General features: G+C 77.4%; 19 protein-coding genes. 10 read left to right on the top strand and 9 right to left on the bottom strand.

Features of this window, described 5'->3' with window-relative positions; genetic code table 11:
- Positions 1-1,482: an amidase gene (locus OSB71_RS07970; RefSeq protein ID WP_265945770.1), complete on the bottom strand. Its 1,482-nt coding sequence runs from the start codon at positions 1,480-1,482 to the stop codon at positions 1-3.
- A 413-nt stretch (positions 1,483-1,895) separates the two neighbouring features.
- Between OSB71_RS07970 and OSB71_RS07965 the strand changes: the two genes are divergently transcribed.
- Positions 1,896-2,492, top strand: a complete 597-nt coding sequence (locus OSB71_RS07965) for an HD domain-containing protein (protein WP_265945768.1) — start codon at positions 1,896-1,898, stop codon at positions 2,490-2,492.
- Between the two features lie 88 nt (positions 2,493-2,580).
- Here the strand turns inward: OSB71_RS07965 and OSB71_RS07960 are convergent, their stop codons facing one another.
- Positions 2,581-3,144 carry a TIGR03086 family metal-binding protein gene (locus OSB71_RS07960; protein ID WP_265945766.1) on the bottom strand — a complete coding sequence of 188 codons (564 nt, stop codon included), beginning with the start codon at positions 3,142-3,144 and terminating at the stop codon, positions 2,581-2,583.
- A 95-nt stretch (positions 3,145-3,239) separates the two neighbouring features.
- Positions 3,240-3,902, bottom strand: coding sequence for an HD domain-containing protein (locus tag OSB71_RS07955; RefSeq protein WP_265945765.1), 663 nt, complete (start codon positions 3,900-3,902; stop codon positions 3,240-3,242).
- Positions 3,903-3,960: 58 nt separating this feature from the next.
- Between OSB71_RS07955 and OSB71_RS07950 the strand changes: the two genes are divergently transcribed.
- Positions 3,961-4,662: a copper homeostasis protein CutC gene (locus OSB71_RS07950; RefSeq protein WP_265945763.1), complete on the top strand. Its 702-nt coding sequence runs from the start codon at positions 3,961-3,963 to the stop codon at positions 4,660-4,662.
- Positions 4,663-4,757: 95 nt separating this feature from the next.
- On the opposite strand, the gene OSB71_RS07945 is transcribed toward OSB71_RS07950, so the two are convergent.
- From OSB71_RS07945 to OSB71_RS07930, 4 genes are all read right to left on the bottom strand, one after another.
- On the bottom strand, positions 4,758-4,988 hold the full coding sequence (locus OSB71_RS07945) for a hypothetical protein (protein WP_265945761.1): 231 nt from the start codon (positions 4,986-4,988) through the stop codon (positions 4,758-4,760).
- A gap of 378 nt (positions 4,989-5,366) precedes the next feature.
- Positions 5,367-5,894 (bottom strand): flavin reductase family protein, encoded by a 528-nt coding sequence (locus OSB71_RS07940; RefSeq protein WP_265945759.1) that lies wholly within the window; start codon positions 5,892-5,894, stop codon positions 5,367-5,369.
- A 108-nt stretch (positions 5,895-6,002) separates the two neighbouring features.
- Positions 6,003-6,941: a dihydrodipicolinate synthase family protein gene (locus tag OSB71_RS07935; RefSeq protein WP_265945757.1), complete on the bottom strand. Its 939-nt coding sequence runs from the start codon at positions 6,939-6,941 to the stop codon at positions 6,003-6,005.
- A complete protein-coding gene (locus OSB71_RS07930; protein ID WP_265945755.1) occupies positions 6,941-7,747 on the bottom strand; it encodes an aldolase in 807 nt (268 codons plus the stop codon). The genes OSB71_RS07935 and OSB71_RS07930 overlap by 1 nt, the downstream gene beginning before the upstream one ends.
- A 202-nt stretch (positions 7,748-7,949) precedes the next feature.
- On the opposite strand from OSB71_RS07930, the gene OSB71_RS07925 reads away from it, so the two are divergent.
- Both OSB71_RS07925 and OSB71_RS07920 read left to right on the top strand, forming a co-directional pair.
- Positions 7,950-8,522 (top strand): helix-turn-helix domain-containing protein, encoded by a 573-nt coding sequence (locus OSB71_RS07925; RefSeq protein ID WP_265945753.1) that lies wholly within the window; start codon positions 7,950-7,952, stop codon positions 8,520-8,522.
- 340 nt (positions 8,523-8,862) lie between these two features.
- The gene (locus tag OSB71_RS07920; protein WP_265945751.1) at positions 8,863-10,965 is read left to right on the top strand and encodes a HelD family protein; all 2,103 of its coding nucleotides are present in this window, start codon (positions 8,863-8,865) and stop codon (positions 10,963-10,965) included.
- A gap of 118 nt (positions 10,966-11,083) precedes the next feature.
- Here the strand turns inward: OSB71_RS07920 and OSB71_RS07915 are convergent, their stop codons facing one another.
- The gene (locus tag OSB71_RS07915) at positions 11,084-12,730 is read right to left on the bottom strand and encodes a DNA repair helicase XPB (protein WP_265945749.1); all 1,647 of its coding nucleotides are present in this window, start codon (positions 12,728-12,730) and stop codon (positions 11,084-11,086) included.
- A 150-nt stretch (positions 12,731-12,880) separates the two neighbouring features.
- Here OSB71_RS07915 and OSB71_RS07910 point away from each other — a divergent pair, with 150 nt between their 5' ends.
- The 6 genes from OSB71_RS07910 to OSB71_RS07885 all read left to right on the top strand — a co-directional run bounded on the left by OSB71_RS07910 (position 12,881) and on the right by OSB71_RS07885 (position 17,728).
- Entirely contained in the window at positions 12,881-13,069 is a 189-nt protein-coding gene (locus tag OSB71_RS07910) for a hypothetical protein (protein ID WP_265945747.1), read from the top strand.
- Between the two features lie 10 nt (positions 13,070-13,079).
- Positions 13,080-13,826 carry a hypothetical protein gene (locus tag OSB71_RS07905; RefSeq protein ID WP_265945745.1) on the top strand — a complete coding sequence of 249 codons (747 nt, stop codon included), beginning with the start codon at positions 13,080-13,082 and terminating at the stop codon, positions 13,824-13,826.
- Entirely contained in the window at positions 13,823-14,773 is a 951-nt protein-coding gene (locus OSB71_RS07900) for a DUF6895 family protein (protein ID WP_265945743.1), read from the top strand. Before OSB71_RS07905 ends, OSB71_RS07900 begins: the two co-directional genes overlap by 4 nt.
- Positions 14,770-15,690 carry a DUF6895 family protein gene (locus tag OSB71_RS07895; RefSeq protein WP_265945742.1) on the top strand — a complete coding sequence of 307 codons (921 nt, stop codon included), beginning with the start codon at positions 14,770-14,772 and terminating at the stop codon, positions 15,688-15,690. Before OSB71_RS07900 ends, OSB71_RS07895 begins: the two co-directional genes overlap by 4 nt.
- Entirely contained in the window at positions 15,687-16,700 is a 1,014-nt protein-coding gene (locus OSB71_RS07890; protein ID WP_265945740.1) for a serine hydrolase domain-containing protein, read from the top strand. The genes OSB71_RS07895 and OSB71_RS07890 overlap by 4 nt, the downstream gene beginning before the upstream one ends.
- Before the next feature lie 191 nt (positions 16,701-16,891).
- Positions 16,892-17,728 carry a hypothetical protein gene (locus tag OSB71_RS07885; protein WP_265945738.1) on the top strand — a complete coding sequence of 279 codons (837 nt, stop codon included), beginning with the start codon at positions 16,892-16,894 and terminating at the stop codon, positions 17,726-17,728.
- 107 nt (positions 17,729-17,835) lie between these two features.
- Here the strand turns inward: OSB71_RS07885 and OSB71_RS07880 are convergent, their stop codons facing one another.
- Positions 17,836-18,870, bottom strand: a complete 1,035-nt coding sequence (locus OSB71_RS07880; protein WP_265945736.1) for a hypothetical protein — start codon at positions 18,868-18,870, stop codon at positions 17,836-17,838.
- Positions 18,871-18,874: the final 4 nt, after the last annotated feature.

Raw genomic sequence — 18,874 nt, 5'->3', positions numbered from 1 at the left:
TCACGCCCCCGCCTCCCGCACGCGCGGCCAACCCCCCTCCGCCTCCAGCGCGAACGCCACCTCCAGCAGGGTGCGCTCGTCGCCCGGGCGGCCGGAGAACATGACGCCGATGGGCAGCCCGTCGTCCGTCGTCGTCCGGGCCGGTACGGACACCGCCGGGGTACCGACGACGTTGTTCAGCGGCGTGAAGGCGACGTACCGCAGGGTGCGCTCCATCAGCGTGCCGTACGGCACCGCCGGGCTGAGGTGGCCCAGGAGCGGCGTCGTCGTCGCCAGCACGGGGGAGAGGACGACGTCCAGACCGCGGAACGCGGCGGCCAGCGGGAACCGGGCGCGGCGCAGCCTGCGCAGCACGCCCGGGGTGTGCCGGACGCGCTGGAGGTAGTGCGCGCGCAGGCCCCGGCTCAGCCCGTCCATCCGGTGCCGGTCGAAGTCCCGCGACAGCGTCCTGCCCGTCGCGCCGGCCAGGAAGGCGAGCAGGCCCCAGTAGGTGAGGAAGTCCTCGGTGAACCGCTCGTCCAGGGGGACGCGCACGGGCTCGACGGTGTGGCCGAGCTTCTCCAGGGTGGCCGCGGTGTCCGCGACGGCCGCCCGGGTGGCCGCGTCCGTCGTCACCTGCGCGGGTGAGTCCAGCAGCAGGCCCACGCGCAGCCTGCGCCGGGTGTCCGGGCCTTCCACCAGGCCCAGCGGCGGCAACTTCGGGTTGCGCCAGTGCGCCTCCGCGGCGGCGAGGAAGGCGGCGGTGTCCCGCACCGTGCGGCTGACGACGCCGTCGGTGACGAGGTCGATCGGCAGCTTGCGGCCCAGCGCGTTCGGCACCAGCCGCCCCCGGGTCGGCTTCAGCCCGACCAGACCGCAGCACGCGGCCGGGATGCGGATGGAGCCGCCGCCGTCGTTGGCGTGCGCCAGCGGGACCGCGCCCGCGGCCACCAGTGCCGCGCTGCCGCCGGAGGAGCCCCCGGCCGAGAACGCGGTGTTCCACGGGTTGCGCACCGGTTCCTCGTGTTCGAACTCCGTGGTGGCGTTGAACCCGAACTCCGGGAGCCGGGTCTTGCCCAGCACGGTGACGCCGGTGCTCAGGAGCTGCCGGGTGAACGCCGCGTGCCGTCGGGCCGGGCGCGGCACGAACGCGGCGCTGCCGTGCCCGGTGGGCAGGCCCTGGAGGTCGGTGTTGTCCTTGACCAGCGTGGGCACGCCCGCGAACGCCCCGGGACCGCCGGGCGCCGCCTGCCCCACGGGCCCGCGCACCGCGTGCAGGTGCGCGTCGGCCGCCCGGAGCCGCTCGGCCGCCGCCCGTGCCACCTCCCGCGCGCCGACCTCCCCCTTCCGCAGCGCCTCCGCCAGCCCGACGGCGTCGTGCTCGCCCAGCGCGTCGTCCCCGAACACGTGCACCGTGGTGGGCCGGGTGGGCCGGGTGGGCCTGGTGGACCTGGTGGGGTCGCTGGGGTCGCTGGGCCCGTCGGGCCTGGTGGTGCCGGTCATCCGTACCTCCGCGCTCGCCGCTTCGCCGGTTCCGCCCGGCCATCATGGCCTACCGACCGGTAGCACGGCGAGGGGTCCGCCCGGGTCTCCCCGGCCCACCGACGCGCGCCGCGCCGACGAGCGCGCAGGGCGTCGCGGGTGCCCACCGCTGCGACACCGTGCGCGGTGGGCGCAGCCCCGGCGGCTGCCACCCCGGCCATCCCGGCCCGCCCGGTGGGGCCGGGGGTGGCAGGCGTGGCGGGTGGCGTCGTCGGGCTGCCGCTGTCCGGCAGGGCGGACGCGGTGGCCGTACGCGGCGGGTCACGGCCGGGCACGGCCGGGCACGGCAGGTCACGGCGGGGCGGAGCGGAACGCGGCGTTACGCTTCTGCCACGGCGCGTCCGCGCCCCGCTGGACTCCGGATAGGCAGGCAGATGCCCGACACGCTCGTCGTCCCCCACACCGCGCCGTGCGTGGCCGCGCGCGAGGTGGCCCGGGCCTACTGCTCCGCGGCCCTGCTGGGCCACTGCGAGCGGTCCTACCTGTGGGCGGCGGCGCTGGGCAGCGCCGAGGGGCTGGCCTTCGACGCCGAACTCCTCTACGTCGCCGCCCTGCTGCACGACCTCGGGCTCGTCCCGGAGTTCGACAGCCACACGGTGGACTTCGCCGAGACCGGCGGACACGTCGCCTGGGTCTTCGCCGCGGGCGCCGGGTGGCCGCCGGAGCGGCGCAGGCGGCTCGCCGAGGTCATCGAGCGGCACATGGCGGACGCCGTCGACCCGGCCCGGGACGTCGAGGGCCACCTGCTGGAGCGCGGCACCTCCGTGGACGTCACCGGGCACGGGCTGGACGCGCTGCCCGCCGCCCTCACCGCCGACGTGCTGGCGCGCCACCCGCGCCCGGGGTTCCCCGAGGAGTTCCTCGCCTGTTTCCGCGCCCAGGCGCACCGCAAACCCGCCAGCACGGCCGCCGCCGCCGTCCGCGCCGGCCTGGCCGACCGCGCCCTGGCCCACCCCCTCGACCACCCCTGACGCGCCGGGTCCGGCGTCCCGGTGGGATCGACGGCCCCGCGGGGGCGCGTCGACCCGGAGGCGTCGCGGCGCGGCCCTGCGGGCCCGGTCACGGGCGGCGGCCGGTGAGGGCGATCAGGCGGTCCTGGGCCGGGGCGTTGGCGGGGGTGTCGACGGGCGGGGCGAAGACGCCCGCGTCCTGCCACTGCGGGATGCGGTCGCGGAAGCGCGCGTGGAGGGCCTCCGCCAGCTCCGGGTCGAAGCGGTCGCCGGAGCCGGTGCCCCGGGCGACGTCCCAGCCGTGCACGGCCAGGTCCAGCGTCATCTGCCACGCGTACTCCTCGGCCGGGGAGGGCCCGCCGGAGGTGTTCACCGTGCCCGCCAGCGCGCCCGGCCGGTGGAACGCGGGCCGGGACGCGGACGCGGCCTGCGCCCACGCGCCCACCGGGTCGGAGCCGAGCACGTCGCCGTCGAACCGGTCGCCGACCTCCGCCAGCGTCGCGCCGCGCAGCAGCCACGGGGCCCACAGGTGCTCGCTGGTCACGTGGTTGACGACGTCCCGCACGTCCCACTCCCCGCACGGCGTGGCCGCCGACCACTGGTCGTCCCCCACCTGGTGCACCCGCTGGTCGAACGTCCGGTGAGCCCGGTCAAACGCGTCGAGAAGATCCATACGTTCGAGGGTGCCACCCGGAATGCCGTTTTCGCGTGGCCGAAACGCGCCCTTTCGGGAACGTGCGCCGCGCCGCCCGGGCCGGGAGCCGGGCGTCAGCCGCGCCCGGCGAGCAGGGCCAGTTCGGTGCGGAGGTTGTGCCGCGCCGGCCGCTCCCAGGCGGCGGTGCCGTGCGGGGTGTGGAAGAGGCGGGGCAGGTCCAGGAGGTGGCGCAGGACGGCGGCGCGGCCGACGGCGAAGGCGTCCTCGGGGACGAAGGCGTACTCGGCGCGGACCGCGGCGGCGTAGGCGGCGTACTCCTCGGGGGACCCGGCCAGCACGGCGAGGTCGGCGTCGCACAGGGTCGCGCCGTCGGTGTCGCCGTCGGCCGGGTCGTGGGTGGCGGTGAGGCGGACCAGGCGCACGACCTCGGCGGTGCGCCGCGCGCCGACCCCGGCCTCGGGCAGCGCGCGCTGCGCCAGCGCCGCGCTGCGCTCCTCGTTCTCGCTGCGGTCGGGGCGGTAGACCGCGTCGTGGAACCAGGCGGCGAGCCGGACGGCGTCGGGGTCGGCCGCGTGGCGGGCGAGCGCGTCCACGCGGTCCAGGACGGCCAGCAGGTGGCCGGTGGTGTGGTAGCGGCGGTGCGGCTCGGCCCAGCGGGCGAGCAGGTCGCGGCCGTAGGGCTCCGGATCGGGCCCCGGCGCGTGGCCGCGGGCGCGGGTGAGCGCGGCGTGCCAGCGCTGGAGGAGAGCGTTTTCGGACGGGTCTGGGGCGGCCATACCCCCATTGTGGGGCGCGGGGTACCGGGACCTGTGCGGGTGTGGCACCCTGAGCCATATGTCTAGACCAATTCTTGAGGTGATCGCGCTCGACGCGGAGGACGCCGTGGCGGCGGAGGCGGGCGGGGCGGACCGCCTCGAACTGGTCACCGACATGTCGGCGGACGGACTCACGCCGTCGGTGGAGACCTTCAGCGCCGTGCGCGCGGCGGTGGACCTGCCGGTGCGGGTGATGCTGCGCGCCACGAGCGGCTTCGCCGCGGGGGACCCGGAGGCGCTGGCCGCCCTGTGCGCGCGGGCCCGGGAGCTGCGGGCGGCGGGGGCGACGGAGTTCGTCCTCGGCTTCCTCGACCCGAGCGGCGGCCCCGACCTGGCCGCGCTGGACGCGCTCCTGCGGGAGCTGGACGGCTGCACGTGGACGTTCCACCGCGCCCTGGACCACGCCACCGACCGCACCGCACTGCGCAAGGCGATCGCGGAGCTGCCCGGCCTGGACACGGTGCTGACGGCCGGGACGGCCGAGGGCGTCGGCGCCGGGCTGCACGTGCTGTGCGGCGAGGCGGCCCGGGCCGCGGCGGGCGACGTGGGGTACGAGGCCCGCATCATGGCCGGCGGCGGGCTGAACCTGGGCCACGTCCCGGCGCTGCGTCAGGCGGGCCTGGACGCCTTCCACATCGGAGGCGCGGCGCGGCTGAACGGCTGGTCGACGCCGGTGTCCGCGCCCGCGGTCGAGCGCTGGCGCGCCAGCCTCGACGCGTAGCGCGCACGGCCGCGCGCCGGGGCGGGGGGTGAGGCGGCGGGCGGGGTGTCACGCGCCCGGTGTCGGCGCGGCGGGCGGCCGGGTCCGGCGCCGGATCAGGCCGCGCGGCGGTGGGTCGTCGGGGTCGCGGCCGGGTCGCCGAGCACGGCCACGTCGAAGGCCGCTTCGGCGAAGACGCGGGCGGCGCGCAGGGCGTTGCCCAGGCGGTGCCGGGGGTGGGCGTGGCCGGGGCTCGCGGCGGTGGCGCCCGGGAGGCGTTCCGTGCCCGGCTGCGGTCCGCCGCCACCCGGTCCGCCCGTGGTCGGGGAGACGGGTGCGGTGTTCATGACTCCAGCATGCGCGGCGCTCGTCCCGCGCGCATGGGCCAAAGGGCCCCAACCCGACGTGCGCCCCCACGCTCCCCGGGGTAGTAGACGCCCCGACGCCTCTCCGGACCGCGCGCGCGGCGTCGGGGCGTGCGCGGGGTTGCCGTGCGCGGGGTTGCCGTGCGCGGGGCCCGGCGCGCGGTCCTGGGCGCGGGAGCTGGGTGCGCGGGTCTGCGAGGCGCGGTCTGCGAGGCGTGGGTCTGCGGGGTGGGGGACGTGGGACGCGGAGTCCACGGTGTGCGCTCGCCGGGCGGGGCCCGGCGGGCGCGGTGCGGCGTGGGTGGGGCCACGGGGGGCCCGGCGGGCGCGGGGGCCGACCGGGTGCGCGGCACGCTGGGGTCAGGGCCGGGGCGGGGCGGGCGGCAGCGGGGCCGTCGTGGCGTAGGCGCCGGCGGTGCGCACCAGCGCGGGCGCCTCCTCCCGGACGCCGCCGGCGCGGACCTCGCCGATGACCAGGCAGTGGTCGCCCGCCCGCCGCCGGCCGACGACGTGCGCGGTGAGCCAGGCCGGGACCCCGGTGAGGACGGGCAGGCCGTCGGTCTCCCGGACGCCCGTGCCCGCGAACCGGTCGGCCCCGCCGCGGGCGAAGCGCTCGGCCAGCTCGGCGTCGTCCGCCCCCAGGAGGTGGACGGCGAAGCGGTCCGCCGACGCGACGGCCTCGGCCGCCGAGGACGCCGAGGCCACGCAGAAGGAGACCAGGGGCGGCCGCAGGGACAGCGAGGTGAACGAGGTGGCGGTGAACCCCGCGGGGCCGGGCACGGTGACGATCGTGACCCCGGAGGCGTGGCGCCGCAGCGTCCGGCGCAGCAGCAGACCCCCGTCGGTGGGGGCCGGAGCGCGGTCGCGGGGCGGGGCGGGCGGTGGCATGGCGGGCTCCTCGGGCTCCTCGGGCTTCTCGGGTTTCGCCGGCGGACGTGCGGGGGTGGGGCCCGGGGCGCGGCCACGCCGCGCCCCGGGCCGCCGGGCGGTGTGCCCTCAGCGCCCGCCGGACGGGGCGCCGGGGGCCGGGTCGTCCAGCAGCGGGTGGGACTCCAGCTTCCGCAGCAGCTCGGCCAGGCGCCGGGTCTCGGCGTCCGGCAGCGGCAGCAGCGGGGGCCGGGGCGGGCCGACGGGCCTGCCCTGCAGTTCCAGGCCCGCCTTGACGGCCCGGGGCAGGCCGTGGTCGACGATGAGCCGCAGGAAGGGCAGCAGCTCCGCCAGCAGGGTGTCGGCCCGCTGGTCCGCGCCGCCGCGCACGGCGGCGTACAGCTCCAGGCACCAGCGGGGCAGCAGGCAGGGGGCCGCGGTGCACCAGCCGGCCGCCCCGGCCCGGAACGCGTCGAGCGCGACGGGGTTGTTGCCGTTGTAGACCGACAGCGCCCCCTCGGACCGCTCGATCAGGGCGGGGAACCGCGCGACGTCCCCGGAGCTCTCCTTGACCATCGTCAGGTTGGGGATCTTCCGGGCCAGGGCGACGACGGTCTCCGGCACCAGGTCGACGCCGCTGGTCCCGGGGTTGTTGTAGAGCATCACGGGCAGGTCGGTCGCGGCGGCCACGGTGGCGAAGTGCCGCTCCAGCTCCGGGCCGGTCAGCTTCCAGTAGGTCTGCGCCAGCACCATGATCGCGCGGGCCCCGTGCCGGGCGGCGTAGCGGGCCCGCCGCACGGTGGTCTCCGTGCTCCAGTGCGAGACGCCGACGAGCGTCGGCACGCGTCCGGCCACGCTGTTCAGCACGGTCTCGCAGACGGCGTCCCACTCGGTCTCGCGCAGGTAGGCGCTCTCGCCCGTGCTGCCCAGGGGGGCGACGGCGTGGCTGCCCGCGCGCGTCAGGTCGTCGGTGAGCCGGTGCAGCGCGGCCAGGTCGAGCTCGCCGGAGTCCGGCGAGAAGGGGGTGACGGGGTAGGCGATGATGCCTGCCAGGGGAGGAGTGGACATCAGACGGTCGTCCCTTCGGCCACGCAGTCGGGGTGCGCGCGCAGGGCCCGGCGCGCGTGGTAGGCGAAGTTCGCCTTGTTGCGGCGGTCGCTGGAGGTCCAGTCGTGGGCCTCGCGCGCCAGCTCCGGCGGCAGGGGCTGGAGCGTGCCCGCCGCCATGGCCAGGAGTTGCAGCCGGGCGGCCCGCTCGATGAGGTGGGCCAGGTGGCACGCCTCCTCCACGGTGCCGCCGGTGACGAGCTGGCCGTGGTGGGCGAGCAGGATCGCCCGCTTGTCGCCGAGCGCCGCCGAGATGATCTCGCCCTCCTCGTTGCCGACGGGGACCCCGGGCCAGTCCTTGAGGAAGGCGCAGTCGTCGTACAGGGGCGTGGTGTCCATCTGGGAGACGACGAGGGGCACCTCCAGCATGGCGAGCGCCGCCGTGTGCAGCGAGTGCGTGTGGATGATGCAGTTGACGTCCTCGCGCGCCCGGTAGATCCAGGTGTGGAAGCGGTTGGCGGGGTTGGCCATGCCGTCCCCCTCCAGCACGTTCAGGTCCTCGTCCACCAGGAGCAGGTTGTCCTCGGTGATCTCGTCGAACCCCAGGCCCAGCCGCTGGGTGTAGTAGGTGCCCGGCCGCTGCGCCCGGGCGGTGATCTGTCCGGCGAGCCCGGAGTCGTGACCGCCGTCGAACAGGCTGCGGCAGGTGAGGGCCAGCTTCTGTCGGGTGGTCAGCTCCGAGTCGCCGAAGTGCTCGCGCATCTGCCGCTCGGCGCGGCCGTACAGCGCGTCCTTCGTGTCGTCGAGTGTCGTGGGCGTGGTCGCCATGTCCGCTCTCTCCGTCCGGTGGTTCCGGCACGTTCCGGTCGGCGGTGCGGGTGCACCGCCGGGAAACACTGTGCACTATATGACACAAGGTTTCCCGAGTGGAAGGGGGCGCGCGGAGCACCCGGCCGGAGCGCGGGGAGCGGGTACTAGGATTCCCAGTCCGCTGCCACGGGCGGCGGGGCGGCGTGAAGGGGCACGAGCGGTGATCAGTCGGGTACGGCAGTTGCGCAAGGAGCGGTTGATGACGCTGGAGGTCCTCGCCGTGCGCGCCGGAGTGACCAAGAGCTATCTGTCCAAGGTCGAACGGGGGCAGAGCACGCCGTCGATCGCCGTCAGCGCCGCCCTGGCCCGCGCCCTCGGGGTCCCGCTGGACACCCTGTTCGTCGACTCCGAACAGCTCGCGGACGTCACCGTGACGCGGGCGGGGGAGCGGCAGCCGCTGACGAGCGAGCACGAGCCCGGCTCGCGCTACGAGGGCATCGCCCTCCAGGCCAGCACCAAGCGGATGACCCCGTTCATGCTCCACCCGCCGCACACCAACGACTCCACGCCCTTCCGCGACCACCCCGGCGAGGAGTTCCTCTTCGTCCACGCCGGGCGCGCCGAACTGCTCCTGGGCAACCGCGCCATCGAGCTCGGGCCGGGTGACTCCGTCTACTTCAAGGCCACGACGCCGCACAAGGTCCGCTCACTGAGTGAGGAGCGGGCCGCGCTCCTCCTGCTGGTCTGCGACGACGGCGCCGACCCCGGCGCCCCCCACGCCCACCTGCCCTGACCCACCTGCCCTGACCCGCCTGCCCTGACCCGCCGGGCGCTCGCCCGGGCCCGCGTGCCCGGTCCGCGGGGCCGGTCCGTACGCCCCGCGACCGCGCGCCCCGCGACCGCGCGCGTCCGCACGGCCGGGACGGGCCGTCCGGCGGGGCGGGGGACGTCCGCCCGCCGCGCGGGTGACGGGGCGGAGAAATCCGGTCGCCGCCGAGGAGTCGGCGCGGGTACACTCGCGCGCCTTGCCGCCTCCCGGCGTCGCTCCGGGGAGGACCGCGGCCGGTCGGCACCGGCCGCCCGTTCCGTGCCGCCCCGCGCGGCCCCGCAGCAGACCCCCGGAAGGACCCGCCGTGCCCGCCCCTGCCCACGGCCCGCTCGACCGCGAGCGGGCCCACCTCGCCGCGTCCCGCGCCGCGCTGCGCACGATGCGCGAGGACGTCCAGGCCCTCGACCTCACCGACGTCGCCGCCAACTGGGTCAACGCGTCCGTGCTGGAGGCCGAGATGGAGGCGCGCGTCACCGCGCTCGCCGACCTGGCCGGCACCCCGCTGTTCTTCGGCCGCCTCGACTACGCGGACGATCCCGGCCCGGCGGAGAGCCCGGGCCCCGCGCACCCCACGGACGGCCGGGCCGCGGCGGGCTCCGGTCCCGGCCGGTACGCCGGCAGCCGGTACTACATCGGCCGCCGCCACGTGCACGACGCCACGGGCGAGCCCATGGTCGTCGACTGGCGCGCCCCCGTCTCCCAGCCGTTCTACCGCGCCTCGCCCCGCGACCCGCGGGGCGTCGCGCTGCGCCGCCGCTTCGGCTACACCGGCGGCGAGCTGACCGCGTACGAGGACGAGCACCTGGCCGACCCGCGCGAGGCGGCCCGCGGGAGCGACAGCGCGCTGCTCCAGCGGGAGATCGAACGCCCCCGCGTCGGCCCGATGCGCGACATCGTCGCCACCATCCAGCCCGAGCAGGACGAGATCGTGCGCGCCGGCGTCGAGGGCACCGTGTGCGTGCAGGGCGCGCCCGGCACCGGGAAGACGGCGGTCGGCCTGCACCGGGTGGCCTACCTGCTGTACGCGCACCGCGAGCGGCTGGCCCGGTCGGGGACGCTGGTGCTCGGTCCGAACGCCTCGTTCCTGCGCTACATCGAGCAGGTGCTGCCCGCCCTCGGTGAGCTGCACGTGCGCCAGGCGACGGTGGACGAGCTGACCGCCCACGTGCCGGTGCGCGGGACCGACGACGCCGGGGCGGCGGCGCTCAAGGGCGACGCGCGCATGGCCCGGGTGCTGCGCCGCGCGCTGCGGGCCCAGGTGTCGGCGCCCACCGAGCCGTGCGTCGTCGTGCGCGGCTCCCGGCGCTGGCGCGTCCCGGCGCACGAGCTCGCCGAGCTCGTCGAGGAGCTGCTGGCGCGCGGCCTGCGGTACGGCGCCGCGCGCGAGGCCCTGCCGCAGCGCATCGCGCACGCGGTGCTGGTGCGCATGGAGCGCTCCGGCGAGGCCCCGGACGACCGGGTGCAGGACGCCGTCGCCCGCAGCGCCGCCGTCAAGGCCGCGGTGAAGGCGTGCTGGCCGCCGGTGGACCCGGCGAAGCTGGTGCTGCGCCTGCTGTCCGACGCCGACTTCCTCGCCGCGCACGCCGCCGGACTGCTGACCGCCGAGGAACAGAAGGCCGTGCTGTGGGACCGGCCCGCGCGCGGCGTGCGCACGGCGCCCTGGACGGTGGCCGACACGGTGCTCGTGGACGAGGCCATGGACCTGGTGACGCGCACGCCCTCGCTGGGCCACGTCGTGCTGGACGAGGCGCAGGACCTCTCGCCGATGCAGTACCGCGCGGTGGGCCGCCGCTGCGCCACCGGGTCGGCGACGGTGCTCGGCGATCTCGCCCAGGGCACGACGCCGTGGGCCACCGCGTCCTGGGCGGAGGCCCTGCGCCACCTGGGCAAGCCGGAGGCGGTGGTGGCGGAGCTGACCCGGGGCTTCCGCGTGCCGCGCGAGGTCATCGCCTACGCCGCACGCCTGCTGCCGGCCATCGCGCCGGAGCTGGCCCCGGCGACGTCGGTGCGCACCTCGCCGGGCGACTTCGCGGTGCGCCGGGTGCCGGAGCCGACGGCCGGGGCGGTGGCCGCGTGCCGGGCCGCGCTCGCCCGCGAGGGCTCCGTCGGCCTCATCGCCGCCGACGCCCGCCTGCCGGAGCTGACGGCCGCCCTGAACGCCGCGGGGCTGCCGTTCCTGGCCCCCGGCGAGGAGACGACCGCCGAGGTCCGTCTCACCCTCGTGCCCGCCTCGCTGGCCAAGGGCCTGGAGTACGACGCGGTGGTGCTGGACGAGCCGGCGGCCGTCGTCGACGGCGAGCCGGACGACCGCACGGGCCTGCGCCGCCTGTACGTCTGCCTCACCCGCGCGGTCTCCGCCCTGACGGTCGTCCACGCCGCCCCGCTGCCGACGGCGCTCGCGGGGTGAGGCCGCCCCCGGCGTGCGCCTCCCCGCGCGCCGGGTGGGCGGTCGCTGGGCGGTGCGGGCGCGCGGAGGGGCCGGCCGCCCCGGCGCCCCGGGAAGCGCGCCGCCCGCGGGCCGCGGACTACGCCGCCTCCTCCTCCGGCAGATCCGTCGCGTCGACGATGCGGTACGCGTACCCCTGCTCGGCCAGGAAGCGCTGGCGGTGGGCGGCGAAGTCCTGGTCGACGGTGTCGCGGGCGACGACGGAGTAGAAGCGCGCCTCGTGCCCGTCGGCCTTGGGGCGCAGCACCCGGCCCAGGCGCTGGGCCTCCTCCTGGCGGGAGCCGAACGTGCCGGAGACCTGGATGGCGACCGTCGCCTCCGGCAGATCGATGGAGAAGTTGGCGACCTTGGAGACGACGAGGACCGACAGCTCCCCGGAGCGGAAGGCGTCGAACAGCTTCTCGCGCTGGGTGTTGCTCGTCTCGCCCTTGATCACGGGGGCGCCCAGCCGTTCGCCGAGCTCGTCGAGCTGGTCGATGTACTGGCCGATGACCAGGGTCTGGTCGCCGGAGTGGCGGCGCACCAGGGACTCGGTCACCGCCAGTTTGGACGGCGTGGTGGCGCAGAAGCGGTACTTCTCCTCCGGCTCCGCGGTGGCGTAGGCCAGCCGCTCGGAGTCGGTGAGGCTGACGCGGACCTCCACGCAGTCGGCCGGGGCGATGTACCCCTGGGCCTCGATCTCCTTCCACGGCGCGTCGAACCGCTTGGGGCCGATGAGGGAGAAGACGTCGGACTCGCGGCCGTCCTCGCGCACCAGGGTGGCCGTCAGGCCGAGGCGGCGGCGCGCCTGGAGGTCGGCGGTGAACTTGAAGACGGGCGCGGGCAGCAGGTGCACCTCGTCGTAGACGATCAGGCCCCAGTCCCGGGAGTCGAACAGCTCCAGGTGCGGGTAGACGCCCTTCCGCTTCGTCGTGAGGACCTGGTAGGTGGCGATGGTGACCGGGCGGATCTCCTTCTTCGTCCCGCTGTACTCGCCGATCTCGTCCTCGGTCAGCGAGGTGCGGCGCACCAGCTCGCTCTTCCACTGCCGCGCGGAGACGGTGTTGGTGACCAGGATCAGCGTCGTCGCCTCGGCCCGCGCCATCGCGCCCGCGCCCACCAGCGTCTTGCCCGCGCCGCAGGGCAGGACGACGACGCCGGAGCCGCCGTGCCAGAACCCCTCGACGGCCTGCCGCTGGTACGGGCGCAGCGCCCAGTCGTCCTCGCGCAGCGCGATGGGGTGGGCCTCGCCGTCGATGTAGCCGGCCAGGTCCTCGGCGGGCCAGCCGAGCTTGAGCAGCGCCTGCTTGATCTGGCCCCGCTCGGAGGGGTGGACGACGACGGTGTCCTCGTCGATCCGCGCGCCCACCAGCGGCATGATCCGCTTGGCGCGCAGCACCTCCTCCAGCACCGGCCGGTCGGTGGTCCGCAGCACCAGTCCGTGCGCCGGGTCCCGGGAGAGGGTGAGGCGCCCGTAGCGGTCCATGGTCTCGGCGACGTCCACGAGCAGCGAGTGCGGCACCGGGTAGCGCGAGTACGTCACCAGGGCGTCCACGACCTGCTCCGCGTCGTGTCCGGCCGCCCGCGCGTTCCACAGGCCCAGCGGCGTGACCCGGTAGGTGTGGATGTGCTCGGGCGCCCGCTCCAGCTCCGCGAACGGCGCGATGGCGCGGCGGCACGCCTCCGCTCCCTCGTGGTCGACTTCGAGCAGCAGCGTCTTGTCGCTCTGGACGATCAGGCAGGACACACGGGCCTCCAGGTTCCTCGGCGGCGGACGCCGGCTCCCCGCCCGCCGCACCCCATGGTCCCGCATCCCGCCCCCGTGTTGCGCATGTGACGAAAGCGCCTTCAATGGAACGGTAGGAACAAAAGGGGCATATGTGAAGGAGTTGAACCTATGCTTCCCCTGAACGAACCGACCACGGCCCCCGTCACGCGCGAGGCGCTGACCCCGGATGTGGACGCACTGCTGAATTCGGCCGAGGCCGAGGGCGTGTACCGCGACTCCCGCGAGTGCGGCGGCCTGCTGCTGCTCGCCGGGCTGCTGCTGCTCGCGCCCCCGGAACCGAAGCCGAAGAAGGGGTGACTCCAGGCTCGTGAGTGATGCCAGCGGGGCCGCTTCCGTGCTGCCGGACGCGGTCCAGAACATCGCCGCAGTGGTTGCCTCCGCCCTCGCGGGCGGGGGCAGCCGCTCGTCCGCGTCCCCCGGGCCGGAGGCCGCCCCCGAGACCGCGGCTGCGGTCTCCGGCCCGCTGGCCGCCGCCGTCGAGCGGACGCCGGACGACCCGGTGCTCGTCGCCGCCGCCCGCGTCCTGGGCGCCGACGTGCTCGCCCCCGCCCTGCTGCTCGGCACCCCGCCCGACCCCGACGACGTGGCCCTGGCCACCGCCGCCCGCGACGCCTACCCGCCCGGCGCGGACGCCACCGCCGTCACCGCCTGGAGCCACTGGGGCCTGGACGCCGCGCTGCGCACCCTCACCGGCGACGGCCTGCCCGGCACCGCGCCCGACGCCGGGTGGACGGCGGACGAGCCGTGGCCCCGGCTCGCGTTCCGCCTCTCCCAGCTCGCCTCCCTCGCGCTGCCCGGCGTGGACTCCGCGCTGGCCACCGCCGCCGTCAAGCGCCCCGTCGACCTGGCCCGGGGCTTCGTGCGCGCCGTGCGCCGCCGCGACTGGGCGCAGGCCGCCGGGCTCGGCCGCTGGCTCGCGCTGGTCCCCGGGGTGCCGCCGTCCCTGGGCCTGCCGAACGGGCTCGCCTTCGTGCACCACCTCGGCGGCGCGAGCGACGCCCGCGTCGGGCTGCACGTGCGCGCCGCGCGGACGCTGCTGGAGGCCGCCCCGTGACCGCGCACCCCGCCCCCGGCGTGCTGCGCGCCGCGCTGGCCTGGCTGGACGCGCACCGCGAACACTTCCGCCCGCCCCCCGACGCCGCCGACCGCGCCGACCCGAACACCGCCGTCAAGCCGCTGGGCGAGCTCGCGCAGCTCATGGCCGCCGTGCTGCGCCGCACCGACCCCGCCGACCCCGCGCACGCCACCGCGCGCGGACTGCTCGACCACGCCTGGGCGGCCAGCGGCGACGGCGCCCTGTTCCACGCGCTGGCCAGTGCCGAGCCGCACGCCAGCTACCCGCTGGAGCTGTACGCCGGGTTCGCCGACGCCGGTTTCCGCCACGCCGCGTTCGAGGACCTCGCGCGCGTCACCACCGGCACCCGGAGCTGGCGCGCCGGGGAGCGCGAACCCACCCGCGCGCTGGCCGTGCTGCGCGCCGAGCACCGGCTCGGCCTGGCCCCGGACCACCCGGTCGCACCGGTCACCGCGCGGACCTGGCTCGGCGGGCTGCCCGAGCCGTGGGCCTTCGAACAGGCCGCCGGGTACGCCGCCACCCACCACGTCTTCCACGTCACCGCCTGGGGCGCGCGGCCCGAGGCGCTGCCCGCGGACCTCGCCGCCTACCTCACCGCGTGGCTGCCCGCCTGGCTCGGCACCTGCCTGGAGGAGCGGCTGTGGGACCTGGCCGGGGAGCTCCTGGCCGTCGCCGCCTGCCTGCCCGAGCCGCTGCACGCCCACGCCGAGTGGCGGGCCTACGCCGCCGCGCAGGGACCCGACGGCCGCTTCGTCCCACACGGCGAGGCCCCGCCCGCGCCCGCCGACGACGCGGCGGAGTTCCGGCTGTGCTGCCACCCCACCCTCGTCGCCGCCTTCGCCGCCGCGCTCGCCCGCGGCGGCTCGGGCGGCGAGGGCGGCGACCCCGCGCCGCGAGCCGGGGCCACCGTGGGAGGCGCCCGGTGAACCGCACCCGCCTGCTGCACGAGGTCGGCGTCGCCGCCCTGGAGTGGCTGGCCGCCCACCGCGACGGGTTCCGGCTGAAGGACCGGCCGGGCGACGCCGAGGACCGCACGCGGCTCAAGCCCGTCGGCGAGCTGGCCACGATCGGCGCCACCCTGCTGCGCGAGGGCGTCGCCGGCAGCCGGCAGGCCGCCCTCGTGCGGCAGCTCGTCGACTTCGCCTGGGGCGAGGTGCTCGAAGGCGGCACCGTGCTCGCGCGCATGCAGCGCGACGAGCCGCTGAGCCCCATGCCGCTGGAGCTCTACGCCCCCTTCCGGGAGCTGGGCCACCGCAACCCGCAGGTCGAACGGGCCGCCGCGCTCACCCACCGGCTCGCCGGCTGGCAGGCGCTGGAGATGCACCCGGTGCGACGGCTCGGCCTGGCCGTCACCGAGCAGCGCGCCGGGCTCGCGCCGTCCGTCGACATCGCCGAGGCCACCGCGCGCACCTGGCTCGGCCGCACCCCCGAACCGTGGACGGCCGGCTTCCACATCACCTACGACGTCACCCACACCGTCTTCCACCTCACCCGCTGGGGCGCCCGCCCGGACGGGCTGCCGCCCGAGCTGGCCGCCTACCTCGCCCGGTGGCTCCCGGCCTGGCTGCACGACTGGGCCGACCTGGGCCACTGGGACCTCCTCGGCGAACTCCTCGTCGTCGACGCCTGCCTGCCCGAGCCGGCGCTGGACGAGGGGCTGTGGCAGCGGTACGCGGCCGCTCAGGACGCCGGCGGGGCCATGCCCGCCGAGGGCGCGCTGCCCGCCTGCGACGACGCCGGGCGGCTGTTCGACCTCGTCCACCACCCCACCCTCGTCGCCGCGTTCGCCTCCGCGATGGCCACCTCCCGCTCCCTGTCGGCGCTGTCGGCGGACCCCGGATGACCCCGGCCTGGGCCGCGCGGGTGCGGGAGGCGGCCCGCGCGGTGGACGGGCCCGACGTCGTCCTCGCCGTCAGCCGGGACGGCGAGCGGTACGCGCACACCGGCGGGTCCGGGCCCGAGCCGCCCGAGGGCCGCGCGCACCAGCGGTACGAGATCGGCTCGGCGTCCAAGACCTTCACCGTGCTGCTGCTGGCCGCCCTCGCGCACGCCGGGCACGTGCGCCTGCGCGACCCGGTGACCGCGCACCTCCCCGGGCCCCCGGCCCCCCACCGGCACCGCGCCGCCATCACCCTGGCCCACCTGGCCACCCACACCGCCGGGCTGCCCCGGCTGCCCCACGACGCCGCGTTCTGGCGCCAGGCGCTCCCCGCCTGGCACACCAACCCCTACGCCCGCTACGGCGCCGGTGCGCTGCTGGCCGCCTTCGCCCGCGCCCGCCCCCGGCACCGGCCCGGCACCCGCTGGTGGTACTCCAACTTCGGCGTCGCGCTGCTCGGCCAGGCGCTCGCCCACACCTGCGGCACCGCCTACGCCGACCTGCTCACCGACCGCGTCCTGGCCCCGCTGGGCCTGGGGGGCACCGGGCTCCACCCCGGCACCGCCGGGCGGGACGCCACCGGGCACCGCCGCGACGGCACCCCGGCGCCCCCGCTGCGCATGGCCGGATTCGCCCCCGCGGGTGCCGTCCGCGCCACCCCGGACGACCTCCTGGGCTACCTGGAGGCCCACCTCGACCCCGCGCGCGCCCCCGCCCCGCTGGCCGGCGCCCTGCGCGCCGTGTCCCGCCCCGTGCTCGTGCGCGGCGTCACCCGCCGCCAGACGCACACGCTGACCTGGTACCACCACGGCGACGGCGCCGACGCCGTGCGCTGCCACGCCGGCGGCACGCTGGGCCACGAGGCGTTCCTCGGCTTCCGCCCGGCCACCCGCACCGCCGTCGTCGCCCTGGCCACCCGCCGGTGGACCCGCGCCAGCGCACTCGGCCCGGCGGCGCTGGCGCTGCTGGACTGAGGCGCGGGCGGCCCAGTGGAGTGCGGCGCCCCCGGTGGGGGATGATGAGGGGACACCCGCTCGCACGCCGTGGACCGAAGACGGACCGAACAACGCGGCGGGTCCGCGGTTGCGGGGGCCTTTCCGGGGGGACGTGGACACCGGGGAGCGGGAGAGGCCGTGTTGCCGCCGGGCCCGCACGAGGTGACCCGATGACCCAGCCTCCCGGCCAGCCCCCGCAGGACGGCCCGGGCGCGCAGCAGCCGCCGTACGGCCCGCCCGCGCAACCGCCCCCGCCGGGGCCCTACCAGCCGCCCCCGGGCGCGCCGCAGTACGGCTACCCCGGGCAGCCCGGCGGGCAGCAGGCGGGCCCGTACGCCGTCCCCGGCCCCTACTCCGCGCCCGGCCCCTACGGCGGCTTCCCGCCCCCGCCGGGGCCGCCGCGCAGGTCGAAGGGCAAGCTGGCGGCGATCATCGGCGGGGCGGCGGCCGTCGTGCTCCTCGCGGGCGGCGGCGTCGTCATCGCGCTGAACAGCGGGGCCGACGGCGAGCGCGGGGACGTGGCCGCCGAGGGCAGCCCCGACCCCGGCCCCGAGCCGAGCGGGTCCGGCGGGTCGTGGCCCGACCTGGAGCCCACCCCCAGCGAGTCGCCGCTGGACATCGACGACGACCTCGACTACGGCCGGGACCCGCAGGACGACGAGGACTACGGCGCCGACCCCGGCCCCGCGCCCGCCGCCGACGAGTGGATGGGCACCTGGCAGTCCGAGGACATCAAGACCATGTCCGTGGGCGAGGAGCTGACCACGGGCGAGGGCGCGGGCAAGAACACCGTCGCCTACCTCGACTTCGGCGACAAGGGCGTGTGCGGCGGACTCGGCTACGCCGACGGAACGTCGTTCCGCATCGCGCTGTCCTGCGGCGAGGAGGGGTCGGAGGAGCTGTTCTCCGCGACGGCGGAGAAGTCCGGCGGCGGCGAGAGCCTCACGCTCACCTGGGACGGCACCGGAGACTCCGACGAACTGGCCTGGGCCGGCGACAACGGCTGACCCCGCCTCCGCCCGCACCCACCGGCCCCGGCCCACCGGCCCGGCCCCGCGGCTCTGCGTCCGCGCCCGGGGCCCGGCGCGCGGCTCCGGTCCGGGGGCGGGCCGGGTCAGTCGCCGGTCGGGCGGCGGGCGCGCCACAGGAGGAACGCCGCCGAGGCGACGGCCGCGACGCGCACCACCCACGGGTACGTCCCGTCGAGCACCTCGCGCATCCCGCCCTCGGCGATCGGCTCGCCCCAGCGTCCGCCCGCCCGCCCCCACAGCCACACCAGCACCGCGCCCGCCACCAGCCCCGGCATACCCAGCACCGCCCACTTGCGCTCCGCCACCGGCAGCCGGGGCGACCACCACGCCAGCAGCCACCCGGCGGCCAGCGCGGGCAGCGAGCCGAGCACGGCACCGGCCACCAGCGCGAGCGCCGCCAGCAGTTCCACCGGTCCGCCCACCCGGACCACCCCGGGCGCCGCGCCCCGGCCCGGGAGCGCGCGCGCCAGCGCCGCCTTCCGCAGCCGGGCGAACCGTCCCGCGGGCGCCTGCGCGTCCCCGGCCGCCGCCTCCAGCGCGGGCGCGGCCTCCACCGCGGGCGCCGGCCCGTCCCCGCGCGCGACCTGGTCCGGGACGAGGGTGGGCGACTCGCCGTCCCCGGAGGGCGGCAGCAGCATCTCCGGAATCTCGATCCCGCCGACGAACCCGTCGACGTGCCCGCCGCTGGCCCGCACCGTCGGCGCGGGGTCCCCGCGCCACCACTCCGGGTCGGCGGCCTCCGGCGGCAGCTCGTCCATGCCCACCAGGTGCGGCGGCGTCGGACCGCTCGGCGCCGCGGGCTCGGGAGGCGGCGGCCCCGCCCGGCGCCGGCGCAGCCGCCCCACGCCCGGGCCCTCCGGTTCGGCGGGCCGCGGTCGCGGCACCCCCTCCCCGGCGTCGGCCGCCGCGACGACCTCCTCCGGCCGCCCGAAACGCCGCAGCAGACGCCGCACCTCCGCGGCCGACTCGGCGCTCCCCTCGGCCCGCGCCCGCTCGATGCCGGCCCGCAACTCACCGACCAGGCGGGCCTTCTCGGCAGCCGTCAGCGTCGTGTGCTGCGCCAGGTCACCCACCCGGCTCAGATAGTCGAAGACGAGTTTCTCGCTTTCGATCCCCACCCGA

The sequence above is a fragment of the Streptomyces marinisediminis genome (assembly GCF_026262575.1).
In the GTDB taxonomy this organism is placed as follows: domain Bacteria; phylum Actinomycetota; class Actinomycetes; order Streptomycetales; family Streptomycetaceae; genus Streptomyces; species Streptomyces marinisediminis.
Note: the sequence above shows the minus strand (reverse complement) of the source record. Positions and strands in the feature narration are given on the sequence as shown.